We start from the raw sequence: 23,015 nt of genomic DNA, 5'->3' as shown, positions 1-23,015 counted from the left end.
ATCACCTCTATAAGCGAATGTTTTCATTTAAATATATTATAACGTTCGTGCTTTTGTAATTTACATGATTTTTTATCCATTGTCAACGCTTTCAAATCAATTTTCGTTTGAAATAGGATGCAGTCAGCAGAACCAATGAAATCGCAGTGAGTATTGTTAAAGTATAAGGAACCCATAATTCAATGGGCGCAAGCTCGCCAGTCAGCAAATGTGGAGAGGCCTTCAATAGTTCCAGCGGATTCCAAGATGAAGATGCCGGAAATATCGCTGCGATGAATAATGAAATGACCGCAATTAATGCAACGAGGATTCCGCCGTACGAAGCGGCAAACAGCGTATTTCCCCATAATGTCACTGCAAGTATGAATATGCCGAATACATAGAGGCAGCTGGCCGCAAACAGCAGATGATGCAGCTGGCTTTGATCCCAGTAATAAGCGGTATACGCATAAGTGATGCTGAATGAAAGTGCGATGGCCCATGTCCAATAACAAAGTGCCATGAAGAACTTTGCCGTAATTACGGTGCTGCGGTGTAAACCTTTCGTCAGCAAAATGACTAACGTTCCTTTTTCCAGTTCCTTCGACATCATCGTACTGAACAGTAAAACAAACACAATCAATCCCATTTGCGGTACGTTTTTATAGAACTGCAGCCACGAGTCAAGGGCGGTCGGATCAGGTAAATCGACCACTGTCCCTTCAGGCATGAGCTTTTCCATCATGACCGGAGTAATTTTCGCGGTAAAAGGATTCAGGACACCAAGAATGGAAAATACGACGGTCACGAGCAAAAGCTTATACGTTTTCACGCTTTCAACCCATTCCTTTTTAAGAAAACCGATCCACTGTCTCATGTGAGCACCTCCAGAACGAGCTGCTCGAGTAAACGGGTTTGAGGCTGCATCGACTGTATGAGAATTTGCTGTGCAGTCAGTTTCTGCATGAACAGCAGACGGGCATTGTCGTCGGGCAAGTTCACCGCCAGCCGGCCATCTGTGACAGTCATTTCAAAAGGCAGATGCTGAAGACGTTCCATTGCTTCCGCTGCGGGGATGGTAAATGTAAAAAGGAACCGGCCTTCGTTTTGCTGTTTCAGATTGGCGAGTTCATCCTGGAAAATAATACGCCCTTCATGCAGCATGGCCACGTGATCACAAATTTGTTCGGCATCCGATACGATATGCGTGGAGAAAAAGACTGTCGTTTCTGCCTTTGCCTGTTGCAGTATGGAGAGAATTTGCGCGCGTCCCGCGGGATCCAGAGCGGAAGTAGGCTCATCACAAATAAGCAATTTGGGACGATTTAATAAAGCCTGCGCGATGCCCAAGCGCTGTTTCATCCCTCTGGAGTACGTGCTGATCGGTGAATTGGTGCCCTCCAGACCTACCAGCTGCAATAGTTCACGAATACGTGCTTGTTTTTCGTCTTTCGGCATACCGGTAATCACCGCACATAGTTCTAAATATTGCGATGCGCTGTAAAAAGGATAAAACTCCGGCACGTCCGGCAAATAACCAACATGGCGATTGGATTTGGTTTCGCCGAATATCACGGGCTCCCCTGCAATTGTGATGGTTCCTGCATTCAATGGGATTAATCCGAGCATACATTTCATCAGCGTCGTCTTGCCTGCACCGTTCGCTCCTACAAAACCAAAGACTGAGTGCTCAGGAATATCAAGATGAATGTCCCGCAGCACTTCGTGATCTCCGAAACGTTTCGTGAGACCATTAATTTGAACGACCATTGTGATCCCCTCTCCCAAAAACAAAATAGATTAATGGACCGATAAATTGAATCAATAAGACAAGTAACAGCCACATCACTTGATTGCCGAACCGGTACTGCGGATGGCGAATAACGTGTACCGCTGAGAAGATTGCCAGTCCGACTTGCAAAATGATGAGCGGAATTAAAAACGGCAAGTATTCGATCAGTAACTCCATATCTGAATTCATGTGCTGTCCTCCAATTCAAAAGGTTGATTTCATTGAATGAACACATGCTGGCGTTGGAATGTATTCATTCATTTCGTACTATGATAAGTGTATGGGGAATGGGTTATGTATGCAATCGGCAAAAAAATATTTTTTATTACATGTGGCGGGGCATGGAAAAATAACAGCAAAAAAGCCGGCCTATAAAAGACCGGCATCCTGTCAGACACTCACTTTTGTGAATGGTTCTAAGATATTCTGTTTTGGTTCTGCTTGGTATTGCAGAACTTTTTCAGTTGGATCATATGAATCTCCATAGAAATCTTGGTCTTTGTAGGTGTGAATTTCTTCGTAGGTTGTTTTCATCGCGTTGAATACTTCTTGTTCATCCGCTTTTGAAGACTGCGGGGGTGCCCAGTATAGAATTTCGAGGATTGTTTGTTCTCCAGTTGCTAATGAACGGCGGTTATAGCCGATTTTCTGTGCATGCGAGAACTCTTCTCGCGCATAGAATTTCAATCGTTTTTCAGTATCCGGTTCCGATTCATCAACTGGTTCAACTTCCAGTAGGATCGGTTTGTTTTTGGTTTTCAACGAATCCAGCAGTTTTTTTCCTAATCCTTCACCGCGTGCTGCTGAAGATACGAAAAGATAGTCTACGAAAACAAAATCATCCGTTTCCACGTACATCAAAACGTGCTTCGGTCCTTCTTCCTTGTAGTAGACATTGCCTTTATCAGTTAATAATGTCTCCATATGTTCTCGTGACTTCATCTCTTCGATTGGAAAATACTCTTTCAATTTGTTGTACCAATGCATGTGTTACATTCTCCTCCATAGGTAATGATTGTACCCGGAGCTTTTTGTTTGGGGATCAAACTGACTGAGGAAAAAAGAGGTCAGAAAAAAATCCTCATAACCTAGTATACTCTTTTCCACAGAAAAATAAACCCATATTATAAAATAAATTTAATTTTTTTATTACGATGAGTGAAGCGGCCGGCGGATAAATATTCGCCGGCTGCTTTTCAGGAGTCACTATCTGCGTGACTTAACGGTTGAATATGCTTGTTTTTTCTTCTTTTCATTCATAATGGTTTTTATGACGGGATATAACACTGTTCCCCATTTTATTAATGTTTTTATAAATCTAATCATATGTTTTTCTTCCTCCCGGTTTTAGAGTTGTTAGTATTAACTTCCCCTGTTGACCCGTTTCTTAAACTTTTATTCTAAAGAAGGGGGCGCAGGCACGGGATGTTCAATTTCAGTAAAAAGAGTGGATTGTTTCGTAATGGAAGGGGGAGATTCAAACGATACGTCAAGTCCTAGCTGTTTGCTCATTTCCTGTAATGTCAGCTGAAGCCGTTCGACGTCTTCTTTTGTCGCATATTGCTTACGGTCGGCCAATATATATCCCAGTTGTCCGCTCATTTCGATAGTGGCCCATTTGACATCGTCTATTCGTTCAATGCCGTTTTGCCGTAAGTGCATCTCCAATTCATCTACAGTTAAGCGCAACTTTTTCATAGTATTGACTTTTAAAACACCGCTTTCAATTACTACTTTTGACCTTCCCCGCAATAAGCCTTCAAAAAAGTTCCACTTTAACGCCAGCACTTCAAATACGAAAAGTGTCAGCACTAAAATTAAAGCCAGCAGCAGTGTCTCCCATAGGTTTTTATTGGCTATCGGCTGAATGAGCAATGTTCCTACAGCAATCATCAGCACTGTCTGACCGACCGTCATCTGTGAAATAGATTTACGTCCTGAAATATGTAAAAGGACAATACCTGCTACGATAATAAGCACCACTTTCCAGATCGAATCATAATCCATAGTAGTCACGTCCTTCCATGCATTTTCATATAGCATGGAGCGAACTGTATGTATTATGTATGAAAATAATGAATCCTTAGTCAAAGGATTATCGTAAATGAACAAAAGGAGTGAGGAGACATGCGCCAAGATATTCTGGAACGACAACATAGTTTACAAGAAAAGCGTGTAAAACAGCGCCGTTTGAAGAAACGTTTGGAACAAACAAGCCACAGGCTGACGGCTATGAAACAGGAGCGTGACCAGTTTCATCGCCAGTTAACGAAAGAGCAGCAAGATGTTGTGAAGCTCGGCAAGTTTTCATTTGCGAAGATGATCAGCGAATGGACGGGAACGTGGGATGAAAAAATGAAAAAGGAGATTGAAGAAGCAGCAGAAGCGGAGCTGAAGTTTAATGAGGCTGAAAAGCATGTGATTGATTTGGAAAGGGAAGCGGATCAGCTGCGAAAGCAACTGAAGGATCCCAGCTATACGCACATTCACGAGGATTGGGAAGATTTCCTTAAAGAAAAAGAAGGGTGGATTCGCTTGAATGACTCGGTGTCCAATCAGACACTGCAGAAAATAGCGGATGACCGTGTGCGTGTGTATTCGATGCTGCGTGAAATTGATGAAGCATTAGAAGCCGGAAAAAAGGCTGAACATGCATTGGCAGGCGCTATGAAAAAACTGGATTCAGCAGAGGGGATGTCAATGTGGGATACGTTTCTCGGCGGCGGACTGTTTGTTTCAGCACTGAAATACTCGGAAATTAACAGTTCTGATGACCTCGTCCATCAAGCGCAGCGTGCTTTGCGCCATTATGAGACAGAACTCATGGACGTTCAGGATGCCGCAACGGAATCATTCCAGATAAATAAAAACGATATCTTTACATTTACCGATGTGTTTTTTGATAATATTTTTTCTGATTGGATGGTCCACACACGTATTACGGACGCAAAAAAGAAGCTGCACGCCGTCATGCAAGATGTCCGTCGTATACAGGACCAGCTTGAAAGAAAGCGTGCCGCTTCCAAAGAGGAAATCCGGCGGCTTGATCAGCAGCAGGAAGATATTATTATGTCCTGACACTATTTAAATCCGTGTCAGAGTCTTTCCTAAATACCCGAACAATACCGTCAGAATCGGGCTCAATAAACAAAAGAATGCAAACGGCAAATACGCAATTGTCGGGACGTCGAGTACAGAAGTGATGAAAATCCCCGCCACACTCCACGGTACGAGGGGGTTGATCACGGTGCCCGCGTCTTCCATTACCCGGCTTAAGTTTTTATTGGCCAGGCCGACTTTTTCATAGCTTGACTGAAACGCCTGTCCGGTCAATAGAATGGATAAATACTGCTCGCCAATCAATACGTTGATGCCGATTGCGGTGAGTGCGGAAGTCAAAATGACTGAAGAAACTTTCCGCAGTGCACTCTCAATTTTTGCGAGCAGGCACTGCACAATTCCTAACGTGAATAGCATGCCGCCCATACTGAGTGCAAGCAAGACAAGTGAAATTGTGAACATCATACCTTCCATACCGTCGCTGCGTGACAGTAACGCATCCACAACTTCCACGCCTGTCGAACCTTCGTAGCCGCTGAATAAAATAGCTAACACTTCGGACACGCCATAAAACGTGTGAATGTAGGCGATGATAATGGCCGACAGCGCGCTGACAGCTAATGTCAAAATGGCCGGTACTTTAACGAAAGTTAATATAATAAGCACAGCCACGGGAATGAGCGTATACCAATGAATCAAATTCGTACCCAGCAGCGCCTCGCTATATTTCTCAATCGTCGCAAAGTCTCCCGATGTAACGTCAGGGGACAATACGCCAAATAAGAGAAGTGAGATCAGGAATGCGGGAAAGGTCGTCCAGCCCATATTGCGAATATGTTCAAATAAATCTACGCCGACAATAGAAGACGCCATGTTCGTCGTATCCGAAAGGGGAGACATCTTGTCGCCAAAAAATGCACCCGATACGATTGCGCCAGCCGCAATAGGAAGCGAAAGTTCCAGTATGGAAGCCATGCTGATGAACGCAACACCGATTGTAGCGACCGTTGTCAGAGAACTGCCGACTGATAGGCCGATAATTGCTGTGACGATGAATACAATCGCATAAAAGTAGGCCGGAGTTATGATCTGAAGGCCGCCGTAAATCAATGTAGGAATCGTCCCGCCCATCATCCAGCTGCTGACGAGCACGCCGATGAAGAAGAACAGAAACACTGCGCTCATGCCGGCACTTGCCCCGTCAACCAGTCCTCTCTCTAAATCCTTATACGAGATTCTCTTCCATAAACCATAACCAAACAACAACAAAATAGCGAATAAAATCGGCACATGCGGAACAGAATCAAATTTGACGATGCTGACACTGATCATTGCCACTATAAGCACTGTCAGAATAACAGACGCCTTAACTGTCGGGGTATGGATCGCCTTAATAGGAAACATGCTAATGACCTCCTGTAAATGTAGAAAAACTCCTGTCATCCCCTTAAAGGACGAAGGAGTTCTTCGCTCTGTTTCTTTTCTGCTGCGAATGAAAGCATAGAGATGATGCTTCATTATGTATTTTATAGAAATTTATATATGGAGTTACCGATTCGAATTTTATCACGTCAGGCTGATAAGTCAATAGACGAATCGGCTGATTACTTGTAAACGTCATGACAATATTCAGTTTATGTCAAGGTGCAAAATCGTCCGGAAGAATATAAAACGAAATAATGGGCAAAGTAAGACGCCGCAAGTGCAATACTTTCTGCAACTGACTTTTTGCAATCGGATGGGCCTGAAGTGGTGTGTGGTGCATCGCAGCAGTAAAAAAGTCATTAGTTTTACTCGGCAGATTCAACGTAAGAAGTTATTCGTAATGCAGTTAGGGTAATAATAAGTGGTAGCTATATATAGAAAGGAATGAGAGCTTGTGACGACAACAGCAGAAGCAGCTCCGCAGCCAGAGCAGCAGAAACGCAATTTGAAAGGGTTATGGATTATCCTGGCATTCGCTGTACTTATAACGATTGTGCTGCTTCCTAACCCGGCAGACTTACCGGTCGTCGGACAGCGGGCTTTGGCAATCCTGGCATTTGCAGTCATCCTCTGGGTAACCGAAGCTGTACCGTACCCAGTAAGTGCCGCTATGATCCTCGGACTGGCCGCACTGTTACTCGGACTTGCGCCAAATATGGAGAACACGTCAGAAATGCTGGGTACGAAAAATGCATTACGAATGGCATTGGCCGGATTCTCCAGCCCGGCTGTCGCGCTTGTGGCAGCAGCATTATTTCTGGCAACCGCCATGCAGACGACCAATCTGCATAAACGGCTGGCACTGTATATTTTATCGAAAGTCGGCGTCAAGACAAGTGCCATTATTTTTGGCGCCATTGTCGTGTCGATTGTCCTGGCATTCTTCGTGCCGAGTGCTACCGCACGTGCCGGCGCCGTTGTGCCGATCCTGCTCGGAATGGTTGCAGCATTCGGCCTGCCGACAAACAGCCGGCTGGGTGCATTGCTCGTTATCACCGCTGTTCAGTCAGTTTCTATTTGGAACGTCGGAATTAAAACGGGTGCAGCACAAAACATGGTCGCCCTCGGTTTTATTGAGAAAGAATTCGGCGTATCAGTTGCCTGGAGTTCATGGTTTTTGTATGCTGCTCCGTGGTCCATCCTGATGTCAATCGTTCTCTTTTTCGTTATGAAAGCAGTCATTAAACCCGAAACAAAAGTAGTTGAAGGCGGTAAGGAATTAATCCAGAAGCAGTTGCAGGAATTGGGGAAAATAAAAGCATCTGAACTCCGTCTCATTGTGGTCGCAGTTGCTTTGCTGTTCCTGTGGGCGACAGAAGAGAAGTTGCATCCCTTTGACACTACGACCGTTACAATTGTGGCCATAGCGATTCTTCTGACACCTAAAATTGGTGTATTCGATTGGAAAACCGTTCAGCAAATGATTCCATGGGGTACAATCCTTGTCTTTGCGGTAGGTATTTCATTAGGAACTATTTTGCTTGATACGACAGGTGCGCAGTGGCTGTCAGATAAAGTATTCGGCGCGATGGGCTTGAATACTATGCCGCTTCTTGCAACAATTGCTTTACTCTCACTCTTTAACATCCTGATCCATCTGGGATTTGCCAGTGCGACGAGTCTGTCATCTGCACTGATTCCGATATTTATTGCACTGGCCACCACGATTTCGCTTGATGTCAATGAAGTCGGATTTGTCCTGATTCAGCAATTTGTTATCAGTTTCGGATTTTTATTGCCGGTCAGCGCCCCGCAAAACATGCTGGCATATGGAACCGGTGCTTTCACCGTAAAGGATTTCTTGAAGACAGGAGTGCCGCTGACAATTATCGGATACTTGCTGATTCTGTTATTCAGTGCGACATACTGGAAATGGATCGGACTTCTGTAAGTGTAAACTAAAGAGGAAGCTGCAATAGATGCAGTGACTATACCGCTGATAAAGAAAGAACCGCCGCCGGAAGTGGGATTTCCGGGCGGCGGTTCTTTTATTTTCCTACGGTCGGGTAGCCCCGGGAATAGGCAGGTGATCAGCCTCTGTATCAGCAGCTGACTCTGTTACTTCAGATTCAATAGTTTTACCTAACACATAATACTCGGTTTCTTCCTGCGTCAGACTGTTATACCGTTTGCGGATGACTGTATAGAAAATTACGCCCACGAATGCCCAGCTGAACAACAGAATGTAAGAAGGTGTGGTCAATGCTGCGGGGGAGTTTGGTACAAGCAGCAGTGCCAGAAACACCCCGCTTGCCGCTATGCCAAGCAAAGCCAAAAGCTTTTTCAGCGGTGCAATCTCACGGCCAGCTTTTTCTTTGCCCCAGGCCAGTACTTTATACGCTGCCAGGCAAGTGAAGAAGTAAGCTACGGATACACCTGTTGAAGACATATCAACAATCCATGTCAGGGCCTGCCTGCCGAACCATGGCGTCGGCAATGTGATAATGGCCACGAACCAGATCCCCCATTTTGGCGTCTGATTCTCCGTCATTGCGCGGAAGAAATTAGGCAATGCACGTGCGCGCGCCATAGAAAATAACAGACGGCTTGATGACATGAAAAAGCCATTTAACCCTGTGAAGATTCCCATAACAATAGCCACTGCCATGACGGCCAACCCGCCGATTCCTAAAGCTGAACGGACAACTTCGCCAGTAGCCCATAATTCACCGTTGCCGATGTCTGCAAATGAAGGGAATGTCCAGCTCGTCAGTCCAATCATGATGGCGTAGATAAGGAATGAAGTGAATAAAGAAGCCACGATCAGCATCGTTGCTTTTCGCGGAGAAAAGTTGAATTCCTCTGCAGCCTGCGGAACATTATCAAATCCAACGTATGCCCAAGGTGCAATTGCCAACACTACAAGTATAGAAGTAATAATTGACTGATTCCCTTTAAATAACGGCTGCAAATTTACCAGCGGCTGATCGGCTGCACTGAATGTAAAGATACCGAGCACGATAACGCCGGTAACCAGCAAGACGCTGAAATAAAATTGAATTTGCCCTGAGATACTCGTTCCAGTCGTATTGATAAAGGCAAACAGTAGAATGATTAGACTGGCAATGATGACTTCAGGCATGTACACATCCCAGCCGGCGACAGTGTACAGAAACCCTTGTTTCATAAAGTCTGGCGCTAAAAATTTCAATAATAAAGTCAGTGCGGATGCATTCAGTGCAACGATCGAAATATAGCCTAGCGATAAAAACCATCCGCATATAAATGCCCACATCTTACCTGCCGCGACGAATGCGTATGTAAATCCGCCTCCTGAGACGGGAAATTTTTTGATCATCACGCCGTAGCTAGAAGCGATGATCATCATAATCAGAGCCCCTATCCCTAAGCCGATGACCGCGCCGAGAGGCCCTGAACTCTGTATCCAATCGCCCGGCAGTATGAACGCTCCCCAGCCGACTGAAGAGCCCAGAGCAATGGCAAACACCCATGATGGTTTTAACGTTTTACTGAGTTTCCTTCGTGCATTATCCGATTCTTGATCCATATGATCCAACCCCTAAGTTATTAGTATAGCGAATGTATGCCCTTTTTTTATTAAATTAAACGTATAAAACTGAGGGGACAAGACGCGGATCTATTCAAATCGAAAGCTTTTCATTCCGTCTGTAAATTCTGTATAGTATAATAAAGCATAACGCAAGTTTTACATGTTGACAGAGTCTGCTCAATCTTTTATGATTCTATTCACAAATACTTATAAGAATAGTGGGGTTTTAGAAATGAAGAAGGTACTTCTGCCATTGATCATTGTATTATTAGCTGCTGCATTGGCTGCATGTGGCGGTAAAGAAGAAAGTAAGAACGATAACACCACCGAAAAACCGGCCGAGAAGGATGGTCTGTTAGAAGAAGTACTCGCAAACGGTGTACTTAATGTAGGAACAGAAGGAACGTATGCACCTTTCTCTTTTCACGACGAATCGGGAAAGCTGACAGGATATGACGTGGAGGTCACACAAGAAGTGGCGAAGCGTCTGGGGTTGGAAGCGAAGTTTTTTGAAACGCAATGGGATGCAATTTTTGCAGGGCTTGATTCAAAACGTTTTGATATGATTGCGAATCAGGTCGGCATTAACGAAGAGCGTGAAGCGAAATATGAATTCTCTGAGCCATATACGCGTTCAAACTCTGTGTTGGTAATCCGTGCTGACGATGACATTGCTTTTGACGGCATGGAAGGCAAGAAAGCTGCACAGACATTGACTAGTAACTATGGTGAGCTCGCAAAAGAAAACGGAGCTGAAATCATTAAAATTGACGGATTTAATCAAGGCGTTGACCTCGTTATTTCTAAGCGGGTGGACGGCACTTATAATGATAAGCTTTCTGCACTCGATTATTTGAAGCAGAAACCGGATGCACCGATTAAAATTGTGGAAGAGGAAGAACTCTCTGAAGAAAATCAATCCGAAAGTGCGTTTTTATTCAGACAAGGCAACGAAGATCTAGTGGAAGAAGTAAATAAAGCGTTGGATGCGATGCGTGAAGACGGCACATTGAAGAAGATCTCCGAAAAATGGTTCGGCGAAGATGTATCTTAATACAATTGCGATAAGTCCCGAACGGATTCAGAGATTCCTGGAAATCGCATCAACATCCATCGGGCCATTGATGGAAGGGGCCATCAAGTATACGATTCCTCTGGCGGTCATTTCATTTATTATAGGGCTGATCATTGCGATCTTTACTGCCCTGGCGAGAATTTCTTCCAATAAATTTTTGCAGGCCGCAGCGCGTGTGTATGTATCCATCATTCGCGGGACACCGCTGCTTGTCCAATTATTCATCATATTCTATGGTTTGCCGACAATCGGTATTACCCTTGACCCGTTCCCGTCAGCTATCATAGGATTTTCATTAAATGTCGGGGCCTATGCTTCTGAGATCATTCGTGCAGCGATTCTATCCATTCCGAAAGGACAGTGGGAGGCGGCTTATTCTATCGGCATGAATTATTCCCAGGCATTGAGGAGAGTCGTTTTGCCGCAGGCTGCACGGGTATCTGTGCCGCCGCTTTCAAACTCCTTCATCGGATTAGTCAAAGATACATCTTTGGCAGCAACGATTTTGGTGGCGGAGGCGTTCAGACGTGCGCAAGAAATTGCCTCGATGAACTATGAGTATTTATTCGTCTATATAACAGCTGCTTTAGTTTATTGGGTCATTTGTTTCATCTTATCGATTATCCAGGGCAGAATCGAAAAACGCCTGGATCGTTTTGTCGGTAAGTCGGGAGGGTTATCATGATTTCGATACGCGGACTTAAAAAATCGTTTGGATCACTAGAGGTAATTAAGAGTGTGGACCTGGAAATCGAACAGGGAAAAGTGGTTGTCATCATTGGTCCTTCCGGGTCGGGTAAATCCACTTTGCTGCGCTGTCTGAACGTACTGGAAACACCTGACGGCGGTGTGATATCGATAGACGGTCAAGAACTGGACTTCAGCTCACCGGTCTCCAAGAAAGCGGTTGGCGCATTTCGCAGACTGACCGGGATGGTATTTCAGAGTTATAATTTGTTCCCGCATCTCACTGCCGCGGGCAATGTGACGGAAGGGCTGACAACAGTCAAAGGAGTATCGCATAAAGAAGCATTAAAGAAAGCAGAGAAGCTGCTGGAGAAAGTCGGGCTGGCCGCTCACAAGGATAAGTATCCATTCCAGCTTTCCGGCGGTCAGCAACAGCGTGTGGCAATTGCCCGTGCACTTGCGATGGACCCGAAAGTCATGCTGTTTGATGAACCGACATCGGCCCTTGATCCTGAACTTGTTAACGAAGTGCTGCGTGTCATGAAAGATTTGGCGCAAGAAGGCATGACGATGGCAGTTGTAACGCATGAAATGAAGTTTGCGCGGGAAGTGGCGGATGAAGTGATTTTTATTGATGACGGTGTCATCATCGAACGAGGAGCACCTGCGCAAATTTTCACCAATCCACAGCATGAACGAACTAAAAAGTTTTTGAGTTTATTGCAGTAAATACGAATTTGAAAAACGCTTGGCATCCAATAAGCCAAGCGTTTTTTGCCGTTTATTCAGGGTGCCAGCGATAGATGTCGAGTGCAATGCGGCCGTTTGCGTTGAATTGAACGCCTTCCGCCAGCAGCCTTTCCCGCTGTGTGTTTCCTTTCTCTTCTGCATTTTCAGGAGTGGAGATGCCGCCTTGTGCATTGATGATACGGTGCCACGGCAAATTATATTTGGCGCTCATGGAGTGCAGCACACGGACAACTTGTCTCGCACCGCGCGGATTTCCTGCTTCCGCTGCCACTTGCCCATAGGTCATGACATAACCGGGAGGGATTTGCTGGATGATTGCCACAGCACGTTCAGTGAATGTTTCCAAAGTAAAACTCCTCCTTTTACTAAAGCGTAGCACAGAATATATTTGAAGTCACACGATGGTCAAGTTCAAATTATATACCTATATGGTATTATTTACATACAGACAGAAAGGGGAATGTATATGTGCTCCAATACACTTGAGTATGCGAAAACACTTGATCAGCAGGATCTGCTGGCATCATACCGGGAGGAATTTTATTTGCCGGAAGAGAAAATGTATATGGACGGGAATTCACTCGGTTTGCTGTCAAAGCGCGCGGAACAAACAGTAATTGAACTGCTGAATTCATGGAAAACACTTGGAGTCGACGGCTGGACTGAAGGAGAACATCCATGGTTTTACATGGCAGAACAACTGGGTGCACGAATGGCGCCGTTAGTTGGAGGGAACGTGTCTGAGGTTATCGCAACGGGATCTACGACAACAAATTTGCATCAGCTCGTCTCTACTTTTTATCGTCCGGCAGGGAACCGTACAAAAATACTGGCAGATGAATTGAATTTTCCGTCCGATATTTACGCGCTGCAAAGTCAGATCCGACTGCAAGGTCTTGATCCTGACGAACAATTGATTCGTGTGGAAAGTGAAGACGGGCTGACACTTGACGAAGAGCGGATTATGGAAGCAATGTCAGAGGATATTGCGCTTATCGTGCTGCCGTCTGTACTCTATCGCAGCGGCCAGATACTTGATATGGAAGCGCTTACGATTGCTGCGAGAGAGAAAGGAATTCCAATAGGTTTCGACTTATCCCATTCCATCGGCTCTATGCCCCATGCACTTCATGACTGGGGGACAGACTTTGCTTTTTGGTGTACGTATAAACATTTAAACGGAGGCCCGGGGTCGGTCGGCGGACTGTTTATCAATGAACGTCATTTCGGAACGGATGCAGGTCTTGCGGGGTGGTTTGGTTCGGACAAAGCGAAGCAGTTTGATATGGATCACACGATGACGGCGGCTGCAGATGCAGGGGCATATCAGATCGGAACACCGCATATATTGAGCCTGGCTCCGCTCGTCGGTTCATTGGAAATGTTCGAGGAAATCGGGATGGAGAAAATCCGGGAGAAGTCTTACGCGCTGACGGGCTTTATGCTGACATGTATGGATGAAGTGCTCAATGAATTCTCATTTTCGATCGGAAGCCCGACAGATTCGACCCGAGGCGGGCATCTGTTATTGCAGCATAAAGAAGCAGCAAGGATTTGTAAAGCGCTTAAAGCCCATGGAGTCATTCCCGACTTCCGCGCCCCCGACGGTATTCGGCTGGCGCCGGTCGCACTGTACAATTCGTTTGAAGATGTATGGCGGACGGCAGAAATTCTCAGGATGATCATGCAAGAAGAGTTGTATATGCAATTTCCAAATGAACGCGGGGTGGTCGCATGACGAATGACTGGATGGATATAACGCAGCCATTGAATCAGCACATTGCCGAGTGGCCGGGGGATACGCCGTTTTCGTATGAAGTGGCTATCTCGAAAAAACAATCGGGCTCAGTCAATATTGGCAAATTAACGATGAGTACGCATATTGGTACGCACACCGATGCACCATTTCATTATGATGACGAAGGACTCAAGATTTTGGAATTGCCGGTAGAGCTATATATCGGCAAAGCATGCCTAGTGGATGTAACAGGCGTGGAGCGTGTGATGAGAGCGGACTTAGAGGCAGTCGATTTTGGCGGTGCTGAAAGAATTTTATTGAAAACAGGCAGTCATCCGGCACCTTCTCAGTTCCCTGAACAGTTCACAGTAATCGGAGAGGATGTAGGTCCGTTATTGAAAGAGCGCGGCGTTCGGCTGATTGGCGTGGATACACCTTCTGTGGATGCGGAGGACAGTAAAGAACTGCCCGGACATCATTCCCTGTATCGCAACGGAGTGATGATTATCGAGAATTTGGTTCTGCATTCGCTGGAGTCCGGATTGTATGAGCTGATCGCATTACCTTTAGCGCTGGAAGAAGCGGATGGCAGTCCTGTACGGGCTGTCGTCAGGAGGTGGGAGTCATGAAAGAGAAGGGCATTCATACGGATTTCCGGGAGTCGATGACATATGGTGAATATCTGCATTTAGATAGCGTATTATCGAGCCAGAGGCGTTTATCCGGCCACCACGATGAAATGCTGTTTATTATTATTCATCAGGTAAGCGAACTATGGATGAAACTGATTTTGCATGAGCTGGAGACTGCGATCGAATTAATACAGCAAGATGAATTACCGGAAGCATTCAAAATGCTGGCGCGTGTATCGAAAGTTCAATCACAGATTATCCAGGCATGGGATGTTCTGGCTACACTGACGCCTGCTGAGTATATGGAATTCCGCGACAGTCTTGGCCGGGCATCTGGTTTTCAGTCCTATCAGAACCGTTTGATAGAATTTGCTTTAGGTTATAAACAGCCGCAGATCATTCAGATATACGAAAAGGAACCAGAATTGTCAGCCCGATTGGCGAAAGCATACAAGGCGCCCGGAATCTATGACGTTTCGATTCGGGCGCTCCAGCGCGCGGGTTTCACGATTAATCCAAAGGTTCTTGCACGCGACTTTTCCACTGCGTATGCAGGTGATCCAAGTGTGGCGGCAGCCTGGCTGGAAGTCTACCGTGATGTCGACGGGTACTGGGAGCTGTACCAGCTGGCTGAAAAATTGGTGGATATCGAAGACAGCCATCAGCAGTGGCGTTTCAGACATATGAAAACTGTGGAAAGAATTATTGGTTTCAAGCAGGGAACAGGCGGGTCTTCGGGTGTGCATTATTTGAAATCTGTGCTTGATCACCGCTTCTTCCCCGAGCTATGGGATGTGCGTACTAAAATTTGACAGACTAGCAAGCTGGCGTTTATGATTAAATTTACAATAATCAGAAAAGAAGGGTGGCATGTATGATGACGAAAAAACTGATTGGTTATGCAGTGATGGCATTTGCTTTAGTCCTGCAGCTTGCAGTAACGCCATTGCAGCCCGCAGCAGCGGAACCGGAAAAAGCACCAACCTGGATTTCTCCCGTCAATTATTTAGCACTTGGGGACTCGCTGGCGGCTGGAACTACGCCTACGAATGGACTGGGTAAAAGCTATACAGACTTTTTAGCGGAACAACTGGCTGAACAGGAAGTACTTCAAACGAGCAATAAAGGATTCTCGTACCCGGGCTATAAAACAGATAACATACTGAAAGATTTTGAGGAGAACGTCACGAAGCCTGTAGTCGGTATAGGTCATCAAGATGAAATGGCCACTCTTCATCAATCGGTAAAAGAAGCTGATCTTATTACCTTAACTATCGGGGCGAATGATGTCTTGCCGAACATTACGTTTGACGACAGCGGCGCACCGCAATTCAATCCGCAGGAACTGCAGGCAAGCATGATGAAAACGGGGATGAACACGCAGAAGATTTTGGCGAAAATCTATGCATTGAATCCGGACGTAAAAGTATATGTCATGGGGTACTATAATCCGTTTCCATATGTAAAGCCCCAGCATCAGCCGCTGGTAAATCAGCTCGTGCTGACACTGAATGATACGATCAAAAAAGGATTGACAGGAACTTCAGCGGTTTTTGTAGAGACGGCAAAGCAAATTGCAGAAAATCCGCAAGTATATATTCCTAATCCCAAAAACATCCACTTAAGTGAGGCCGGCTATCAAGTGGTCGCTGATCTGTTCCATAAATCTTTAGTGGAGAATTATCCATGGTTTGCGAAAGATGCTCTTACTGTAACAGAGAAAGATGCTGCAACGGTGGAATTGAATTGGCAGCCTGTAATTGACACAGGGATGATCACGACGTATCGAGTATACAGCGGAGATAAAATGATCGGCGAAGTCATGGGACCTGTATTAACGTATGAAATAACAGATCTCCAGCCGAATAAGGAGTATCAGTTTTCTATACAAGCCGTTGATCAGAACGGCAAAAAAAGTATGCAGCATTTGAATGCGTCATATACGCTTAACGCAGTGCCTGCTGAACCGGCAGAACTGTTTACAGATATTCATGATCACTGGGCAAAAGAAGTTATTGAAGCCGCCGCGATGAAAGGAATCGTCAGCGGATACGCAGACGGCACTTTCCGTCCGGACAAATCATTAACACGGGCACAAGCCGCATCAATCATTGTTCGTGCCTTGGATTTAAAACCTAAAAGTACAAAATGGTCGTTTAATGATCTCGCAGATTATGCGGACAGTACAAAGAAAGACATTCAAGCGGCATATGATCACGGCTTAGTGAGCGGTGTAAACGGTCATTTCATGCCGAACAAACCAATTACACGAGCACAATTGGCGCTGGTGCTGAGCCGCTCGTATGAGGCAGCAACCGGAAAACCATTTACGCCGACAGCTGAGGCGCCGTTTACAGATATTAAGAAGTTTTCGAAAGATACACAGTGGGCTATTGCAGGTCTTTACCAGATGAACATTGCAGCAGGCGACCAAGGCAAGTTTATGCCAAACTCTCCGACAACGCGTGCACATGCTGCAAAGATGATTGTTCACTCCATGCAGGCCATTGCTCAATAATAAATAAAAAAGCCAAACTCCGGAGTTTGGCTCAGACTGTAGACAAAAGGGTTGGAAATCGTCACGATTTCCAACCCTTTTTCCATTTTGGCACTAAAATCAGAGAAATAATCCCGATTTGGGCTCGGATACTCCTCTGGTCTACGCCGTGATTGGCGTATTCCATGTCCAATTGGCCAACTTCTTCAAATTCATGGCAGCAAAAGTTAGCATCGCCTGCATGGACAATTTTTTCAACCCTCGTTGGGTAGTCCATCGCATGCCATGCTTTTCTTTGGCATCCGCAAATACACGCTCGATCGTTTCTTTACGCTTGCCGTAGATTTCTTTGATTTCATGATGATGCCTTAAATCTTCCGCTATATCCAAGTGGTCTTGCCAGATGTGTCGCTGGATCATCTTCTGACGATTCTGACTGTGCGTACACTGGTCGATGACCGGGCAGGCTGCACAGATGGCAGGTTCAGAGGCATACTGTCGATACCCTTCTTTCGTGGTGGTGCGGTAGTTCAAGATCTGCCCTTCCGGACAGAGATAGCAATCATGGTATTCATCATAGACGTACTCACTTTTCTTGAAGAACTCTTTCTTCGTCATTGGCCGCTTGTACGGAAGAACGGGAAGCATCTGATTTTCCAACAGGTAATTCGCGATAGCTGGTGTCTTGTAGGCAGCGTCGGCAGCAACGGCAACCGGTCTTCCGACTTGATCAATAATTTTTTCTACCAATGGCTCAAGCAGCTGACTATCGTGGATATTACCTGGCGTCACGATGTTTGCCAGCACAAATCCTTTCTCGTCTGTAGCTGCATGGAAGGAATAAGCGAATTGCTTGGTCCGTTCATCTTTTACATAGTAGCCGCTTTCCGGGTCCGTCGTGGATTCCTTGATCTCCTTGTACTCTTCCTTCTCAAACTTCTCCGGCGGAAATGGCTTCTTCCCATTTTCCACGCGGTCGATATTCAATTCTTCCTGCAGTTTCTTTTCATACGCTTTGGTCTCTTTCCGAACGACTTTCTTTTGGAACTTCCGCTTATTTGCGCTTGCCTTTACGTGAGTAGAATCGATGAAGACGTGGTCGGGGCTCAATAACCCTCTATCAGCTACTTCTTTCAAGACCCGGTAGAAAATCTGTTCAAACAAATCCGTCTCTGCGAATCGGCGAATATAGTTTTTTCCGAACGTGGAGAAATGGGGAACTTCGGTATGAAAACCAAAGCCAAGGAACCAGCGGTATGCCACGTTCGTTTCGATTTCTTTAATGGTCTGCCGCATGGAGCGGATGCCGAAGGTATATTGGATGAATGTCATCTTGATTAAGACCACAGGATCGATACTGGGACGACCGATGGGTGAATACAAATCCTCGACGAGTGGATAGATAAACGAAAAGTCGATTGTCGCGTCCAGTTTCCGCACTAAATGATCTTGCGGCACCAACTGCTCAATCGTGAGCATCTCCAACTGTTCGCGTTCATTAATCTGGTTCTTCGTCATCATGTCCATCACCTCAAATAAATGTTCAACAGGTATCCAGTTGATTGGAGCGGAGGATGGCGACTCCTGCGGGAACAGCACGAGCCGAAGACCCTGGACTGAGCGTAGCGAGGGAAGCGGCTGAGGCCGTGCCCGCGGAAAGCGTCCATCCGCAGCGGAAATCAACTTTTCCTGGCGTTTACTCTATTGTAAAAGAAAAAAGACTGTAGGCAAACCCCAAATTTCCGGAGTTTGTCTACAGTCTGAGCCAAACTCCGGAGTTTGGCTTTTTGTTATGCAAATTTTTTTCTTGGATGTTTTTTATCTACGACAGCGGCCCCGACGATATCTCCCATCACATTAGAAGCCGTACCTGCCATCCCGATTAATGCATCCACTCCTGCAATCAATGCCACAATCTCGAGCGGAAGGCCAAACATTGTCAGCACGGCGGATAATGTAACCAGCCCTGCCGCAGGAACACCCGCCGTACCGATAGAGAGTAATGTCCCGATCGCAATGATGACGATGAAATCGGCCGCGGAAAGATTCAGGTTTGTGATGTTTGCGGCGAAAACCAGTGAAATACCCATCCGCAGAGCACCGCCGTCAGAATTGAAGACCGCACCGAGCGGTAAAGCGAAGTTCGCTGTATTCTCAGAGACACCCGCTTTTTTGGCAGATTCAATCGCGATCGGCAGAGTGGCAATACTGCTGGAAGTGAAAAAGGCCGTAGTGTAGGCATCTTTCGTATTGCGATAGAAAGGCAGGACGGGATTGCCAAACAGTTTCAGGAAACCGCTGTACACGAACAGCCAAAGTATCAATACCCCCAGATAGAATACCCCCACGAATGACAGCAATCCGAGGAATGTGTCCCATCCCTGCTCACCGAAAGCAGTCGCACTGATTGCGAAAATACCGATTGGTGCATACAACAATACACCATCCAAAATTTTATAAAACATTGTATTCAATGCGTTGAAGAAACGGTCAAGTAAATTTCCCATCTCCACAAGTTTAGTTTCTTTAGAGAATTTCATTGAAGAAATGGCCATGCCGATAATAACTGCAACGAATAAAATTGCCATCAAATCACCGGCTGTAAAAGCTTCAAATATATTCTTAGGCACAATCTGCAATAAGATTTCCGAAAATCCCGGTGCATGGGGAGGTTCCACGACTGCGTCCGTCGGCAGTGTTAAATGTCTCCCTGGTTTCAGCCACAGTGCCAATGAAAGGCCTATCAATACGGCTGCGGCAGTTGTTGCGGCATAATACAGAAGTAATTTGCCCCCCATTTTTCCGAGCTGAGCCAGATTCATTTGGTTAACCGCCAAAACGACAGTCAAGAAAATGACAGGGATGGCGACCAGGCTTAGTAAATTTAGTAATAATGTGCCGAATGGCTTAAGGAAAGCAGTATACTCATTAAAGAAGATGCCGAGTAACGTTCCGGCAATAAATCCAATCGTGATTTTAGCAACAAACGGCGTGCTCTTATATTTATTCCAAATAGGGTCCACTCTCCCGTTAATTTTCTGATTATATCAGCAGGATATCGTGATGCAGCGCTATTATTTCATCATATCATATGCTGAAAAATAAGTTGTATATCTGCTCATCGTATTACTTTACTTTCTGTTGGATGCGTAATACAATTAGAAACGAAATTAGTTAACCTTACTAACCAATTAGAGGTGTAGAAAATGAAACCATCACAGCAGTTTTTTACGGGGTACTTTCACTATTATCGTCCTGTGCTGAATCGATTGAATACATTACTTGCTCCGTATCAATTATTCCACTCACAATGGGGAATACTAAAATTATTATGGCTTGAAGGGGAGATGACATCAGCTGAAATCGCTGCCCGCAGGCAAATTGAAAAGCCGAGTGTAACTAAAGTTATCCAGCGTTTATTGGAAATGGATTTAGTCAGTATTCGTCCGGGCACCGACCGAAGAGAAAAATGGATTGGCGTAACGGATCGCGGACAACGTGTAGTGGCAGCTGTTATGTCTGACCTGGAACTATTTTATGAAGAATTACTTGAAGGTGCTGCACCTGAAGATATAGAAGCGGGGCTCCGAATTTTGGAGATAGCTAATAAAAATTTACATAAATAAGTGAGTGATAAAATGGAAAATAAAAAAATTTGGACAAAAGACTTTATTGTTATATCAGTCATCAACTTCTTTTTGATGCTAGTCATGTACTTGCTCATCGTCACCATCGCACCTTTTGCGGCGGAAGAGTATGGCGTATCCACCAGTGTTGCGGGACTTGTATCGGGTATATTCATTATCGGAACCCTCATTGCACGTCTAGCAATCGGCGGGTTCATTGAAAAAGTCGGCAGCAGGAAAATTTTACTGATCGGGCTGACAGTCACTGTTTTAGCGTCAGTCTTTTACTTTGGCGCTGTAAACTTGCCGCTTTTGATGGCTAACAGATTCTTTCACGGCATCGGACTCGGGATATCTTCTACCGCGACAGGCACGATGGTGGCGCAAATGCTGCCGCCTTCACGCCGCGGGGAAGGGATTGGTTATTTTAGTTTAAGTTCAGTCCTGGCGACCGCAATCGGTCCATTTTTCGGGATCTACCTCAGTCAGCATTATGAATTTACTGTGTTATTTATGTTTTGTCTGGCTCTTAGCGTATGCTGTGCAGCAATGTACTTCTTTGTTGAAAAAGCGCCTGAAGTTACGCCTAAGAAAAATGTGCGCCAGACAGAAGAAAAGCGCAAGAGTCATGATTTATTAGAAAAACGTGCATTACCGATCGCATTTATCACCCTATTGGCTGCAATGGCTTATTCAGGTGTATTGTCGTTTATTTCATTTTACGCAGATGAAATCAATTTGGTAAGTGCCGCCAGTTTCTTCTTTTTAGTGTATGCAATTGCCGTATTGCTTTCCAGACCGTATACAGGACGCCTGTTGGATATCAAAGGCAATAACTTTGTCGTCTATCCCTCGTTATTGCTGTTTGCAGGAGGGCTGCTGCTGCTGAGCAGTGCACACGCAGGATGGATGTTACTTCTTTCCGGCGCTGTTCTTGGACTTGGTTTCGGTAATTTTCAGTCCTGCGCACAAGCCATTGCTTTGCAAGGTGTGAAACCTGAGCGTCTCGGTGTAGCGACATCTACTTTTTTCATATTTTTGGATTTCGGATTCGGTTTTGGACCTTATGTACTAGGTTTACTCGTGCCGGTCATCGGTTACCAGCAATTATATGTGGTCTTAATGTTCGTTGTACTCGCTGCACTTGCCCTGTATATGCTGTTTGGGCGTAAGCGGCAAAAGCCGGCAGCTAACTGAATGATTGATTCATAAAAGACACTGCGCCTTCGCAGTGTCTTTTATATACAGGTCAATTGGTTTCTGCCATTACGTTTCGAAGTATACAGAGCAGTGTCAGCACGGACAAAAATATGGCCGGCCTGATCGCCGTCCTGAAACTCCGTGATGCCCATGCTGACAGTGACCGGAACACTAATCCACTCAGATTCTTCTAAGTGCAGGCGGAGCTTTTCAGCTTTTCTGCAGTTTCTAACATGATCAGGGTCATCAAAGATGACGGCAAATTCTTCACCGCCCACACGTGCTGTTATATTTGGCGCATCAATCTGCTCTTCCAATTTTCGGGCAAGTTCTTTTAATACTTCATCGCCGGTTTGATGCCCATACGTATCGTTTACTTTTTTGAAATGATCGATATCAAAAAGCAGCAAGGAAAACGTACGCGGCTTGAATAGTTCAGCACGGCCGATCACCGTATCCAGATTTCTGTGGAAAGCACGCCGGTTATAGAGTCCTGTCAATTCATCGCGTGTTGCTAATTCTTCAAGTTCACTGTTCAGATCCAGTAATTGCCGCTGTTTATGTTCTACTTCCTGCAATAGTGTGAGCAGTTTATTATACGCTTTGTCTGTCTGCTGCTGAATTTGCTCAGCTTCTTTTTTAGATTTCATCAGTTGATTCTCATACTCATCCCGTACTTTGATTTGAACAATGATGCCTTCATATTGCCCGTTGCGTTTATTGACGTTCATCAGGACAGGAAGCGCGCGATTTTGAACTTTGAAATTCAGATACATTTCGCTGACTTGATTATGCACGGCTATGGAAGGCACAAAATACGTTTGAAAGTAGATTCTTGAAGGGACTGTCAGAACGTCATGCATATGCCGCGGCATCTCCTCTATATGCAATATATCCCGCATAGTCTTATTCATTTCGGTGAATTCCCAGTCACTCGTTAAGACAAAATACCCGCAGGGCAATAAGTTCAACCGTTCATCCAT

Annotated in this window: 22 protein-coding genes; 11 read left to right on the top strand and 11 right to left on the bottom strand. The window is 45.3% G+C overall.

What is annotated here, in order from left to right; all coding sequences use genetic code 11:
• Positions 1-91: 91 nt before the first annotated feature.
• The 5 genes from SporoP33_RS08480 to SporoP33_RS08460 form a co-directional block, all read right to left on the bottom strand.
• Positions 92-856: an ABC-2 transporter permease gene (locus SporoP33_RS08480; protein ID WP_081243305.1), complete on the bottom strand. Its 765-nt coding sequence runs from the start codon at positions 854-856 to the stop codon at positions 92-94.
• Positions 853-1,749, bottom strand: coding sequence for an ABC transporter ATP-binding protein (locus tag SporoP33_RS08475; RefSeq protein WP_081243304.1), 897 nt, complete (start codon positions 1,747-1,749; stop codon positions 853-855). Before SporoP33_RS08475 ends, SporoP33_RS08480 begins: the two co-directional genes overlap by 4 nt.
• Positions 1,733-1,960: a PLDc N-terminal domain-containing protein gene (locus SporoP33_RS08470; RefSeq protein WP_099662697.1), complete on the bottom strand. Its 228-nt coding sequence runs from the start codon at positions 1,958-1,960 to the stop codon at positions 1,733-1,735. The genes SporoP33_RS08475 and SporoP33_RS08470 overlap by 17 nt, the downstream gene beginning before the upstream one ends.
• Positions 1,961-2,161: 201 nt before the next feature.
• A complete protein-coding gene (locus SporoP33_RS08465) occupies positions 2,162-2,758 on the bottom strand; it encodes an N-acetyltransferase (RefSeq protein ID WP_081243303.1) in 597 nt (198 codons plus the stop codon).
• Between the two features lie 408 nt (positions 2,759-3,166).
• Positions 3,167-3,778: a DUF421 domain-containing protein gene (locus tag SporoP33_RS08460; protein ID WP_081243302.1), complete on the bottom strand. Its 612-nt coding sequence runs from the start codon at positions 3,776-3,778 to the stop codon at positions 3,167-3,169.
• A gap of 120 nt (positions 3,779-3,898) precedes the next feature.
• On the opposite strand from SporoP33_RS08460, the gene SporoP33_RS08455 reads away from it, so the two are divergent.
• The gene (locus SporoP33_RS08455; RefSeq protein ID WP_081243301.1) at positions 3,899-4,849 is read left to right on the top strand and encodes a hypothetical protein; all 951 of its coding nucleotides are present in this window, start codon (positions 3,899-3,901) and stop codon (positions 4,847-4,849) included.
• 6 nt (positions 4,850-4,855) lie between these two features.
• Here SporoP33_RS08455 and nhaC read toward each other — a convergent pair whose 3' ends face one another.
• A complete protein-coding gene (gene nhaC / locus SporoP33_RS08450) occupies positions 4,856-6,235 on the bottom strand; it encodes a Na+/H+ antiporter NhaC (RefSeq protein ID WP_081243300.1) in 1,380 nt (459 codons plus the stop codon).
• Positions 6,236-6,761: 526 nt separating this feature from the next.
• Between nhaC and SporoP33_RS08445 the strand changes: the two genes are divergently transcribed.
• On the top strand, positions 6,762-8,207 hold the full coding sequence (locus SporoP33_RS08445; RefSeq protein ID WP_369821973.1) for a DASS family sodium-coupled anion symporter: 1,446 nt from the start codon (positions 6,762-6,764) through the stop codon (positions 8,205-8,207).
• A gap of 105 nt (positions 8,208-8,312) precedes the next feature.
• Here the strand turns inward: SporoP33_RS08445 and SporoP33_RS08440 are convergent, their stop codons facing one another.
• Positions 8,313-9,824: an APC family permease gene (locus SporoP33_RS08440; protein ID WP_081243298.1), complete on the bottom strand. Its 1,512-nt coding sequence runs from the start codon at positions 9,822-9,824 to the stop codon at positions 8,313-8,315.
• Positions 9,825-10,059: 235 nt separating this feature from the next.
• Between SporoP33_RS08440 and SporoP33_RS08435 the strand changes: the two genes are divergently transcribed.
• The 3 genes from SporoP33_RS08435 to SporoP33_RS08425 are packed head-to-tail and all read left to right on the top strand — an operon-like array spanning position 10,060 to position 12,318.
• The gene (locus tag SporoP33_RS08435) at positions 10,060-10,881 is read left to right on the top strand and encodes an amino acid ABC transporter substrate-binding protein (protein ID WP_081243297.1); all 822 of its coding nucleotides are present in this window, start codon (positions 10,060-10,062) and stop codon (positions 10,879-10,881) included.
• Positions 10,871-11,587: an amino acid ABC transporter permease gene (locus SporoP33_RS08430; protein ID WP_081243296.1), complete on the top strand. Its 717-nt coding sequence runs from the start codon at positions 10,871-10,873 to the stop codon at positions 11,585-11,587. The genes SporoP33_RS08435 and SporoP33_RS08430 overlap by 11 nt, the downstream gene beginning before the upstream one ends.
• The gene (locus SporoP33_RS08425) at positions 11,584-12,318 is read left to right on the top strand and encodes an amino acid ABC transporter ATP-binding protein (RefSeq protein WP_081243295.1); all 735 of its coding nucleotides are present in this window, start codon (positions 11,584-11,586) and stop codon (positions 12,316-12,318) included. The genes SporoP33_RS08430 and SporoP33_RS08425 overlap by 4 nt, the downstream gene beginning before the upstream one ends.
• A gap of 52 nt (positions 12,319-12,370) precedes the next feature.
• Here the strand turns inward: SporoP33_RS08425 and SporoP33_RS08420 are convergent, their stop codons facing one another.
• Positions 12,371-12,685, bottom strand: a complete 315-nt coding sequence (locus SporoP33_RS08420) for an MGMT family protein (protein ID WP_081243294.1) — start codon at positions 12,683-12,685, stop codon at positions 12,371-12,373.
• 120 nt (positions 12,686-12,805) lie between these two features.
• On the opposite strand from SporoP33_RS08420, the gene kynU reads away from it, so the two are divergent.
• The 4 genes from kynU to SporoP33_RS08400 all read left to right on the top strand — a co-directional run bounded on the left by kynU (position 12,806) and on the right by SporoP33_RS08400 (position 17,227).
• Positions 12,806-14,077: a kynureninase gene (gene kynU / locus SporoP33_RS08415; RefSeq protein WP_081243293.1), complete on the top strand. Its 1,272-nt coding sequence runs from the start codon at positions 12,806-12,808 to the stop codon at positions 14,075-14,077.
• On the top strand, positions 14,074-14,706 hold the full coding sequence (gene kynB, locus SporoP33_RS08410) for an arylformamidase (RefSeq protein WP_081243292.1): 633 nt from the start codon (positions 14,074-14,076) through the stop codon (positions 14,704-14,706). The genes kynU and kynB overlap by 4 nt, the downstream gene beginning before the upstream one ends.
• Positions 14,703-15,521 carry a tryptophan 2,3-dioxygenase gene (kynA, locus tag SporoP33_RS08405; protein ID WP_081243291.1) on the top strand — a complete coding sequence of 273 codons (819 nt, stop codon included), beginning with the start codon at positions 14,703-14,705 and terminating at the stop codon, positions 15,519-15,521. Before kynB ends, kynA begins: the two co-directional genes overlap by 4 nt.
• Before the next feature lie 65 nt (positions 15,522-15,586).
• On the top strand, positions 15,587-17,227 hold the full coding sequence (locus SporoP33_RS08400) for an S-layer homology domain-containing protein (protein WP_196796758.1): 1,641 nt from the start codon (positions 15,587-15,589) through the stop codon (positions 17,225-17,227).
• A gap of 141 nt (positions 17,228-17,368) precedes the next feature.
• Here the strand turns inward: SporoP33_RS08400 and SporoP33_RS08395 are convergent, their stop codons facing one another.
• Positions 17,369-18,727 carry an IS1182 family transposase gene (locus SporoP33_RS08395; RefSeq protein WP_081242276.1) on the bottom strand — a complete coding sequence of 453 codons (1,359 nt, stop codon included), beginning with the start codon at positions 18,725-18,727 and terminating at the stop codon, positions 17,369-17,371.
• 269 nt (positions 18,728-18,996) lie between these two features.
• Positions 18,997-20,229: a dicarboxylate/amino acid:cation symporter gene (locus SporoP33_RS08390; RefSeq protein ID WP_081243289.1), complete on the bottom strand. Its 1,233-nt coding sequence runs from the start codon at positions 20,227-20,229 to the stop codon at positions 18,997-18,999.
• A gap of 183 nt (positions 20,230-20,412) precedes the next feature.
• Here SporoP33_RS08390 and SporoP33_RS08385 point away from each other — a divergent pair, with 183 nt between their 5' ends.
• Both SporoP33_RS08385 and SporoP33_RS08380 read left to right on the top strand, forming a co-directional pair.
• Positions 20,413-20,832: a MarR family winged helix-turn-helix transcriptional regulator gene (locus SporoP33_RS08385; protein ID WP_081243288.1), complete on the top strand. Its 420-nt coding sequence runs from the start codon at positions 20,413-20,415 to the stop codon at positions 20,830-20,832.
• Positions 20,833-20,844: 12 nt separating this feature from the next.
• Positions 20,845-22,029 carry an MFS transporter gene (locus SporoP33_RS08380; RefSeq protein WP_081243287.1) on the top strand — a complete coding sequence of 395 codons (1,185 nt, stop codon included), beginning with the start codon at positions 20,845-20,847 and terminating at the stop codon, positions 22,027-22,029.
• A gap of 41 nt (positions 22,030-22,070) precedes the next feature.
• On the opposite strand, the gene SporoP33_RS08375 is transcribed toward SporoP33_RS08380, so the two are convergent.
• A complete protein-coding gene (locus SporoP33_RS08375) occupies positions 22,071-23,015 on the bottom strand; it encodes a GGDEF domain-containing protein (protein WP_081243286.1) in 945 nt (314 codons plus the stop codon).

This window comes from Sporosarcina sp. P33, from assembly GCF_002077155.1.
GTDB lineage: Bacteria > Bacillota > Bacilli > Bacillales_A > Planococcaceae > Sporosarcina.
The sequence above is the reverse complement of the archived record's forward strand: the minus strand, read 5'-3'. Positions and strand labels throughout refer to the sequence as shown.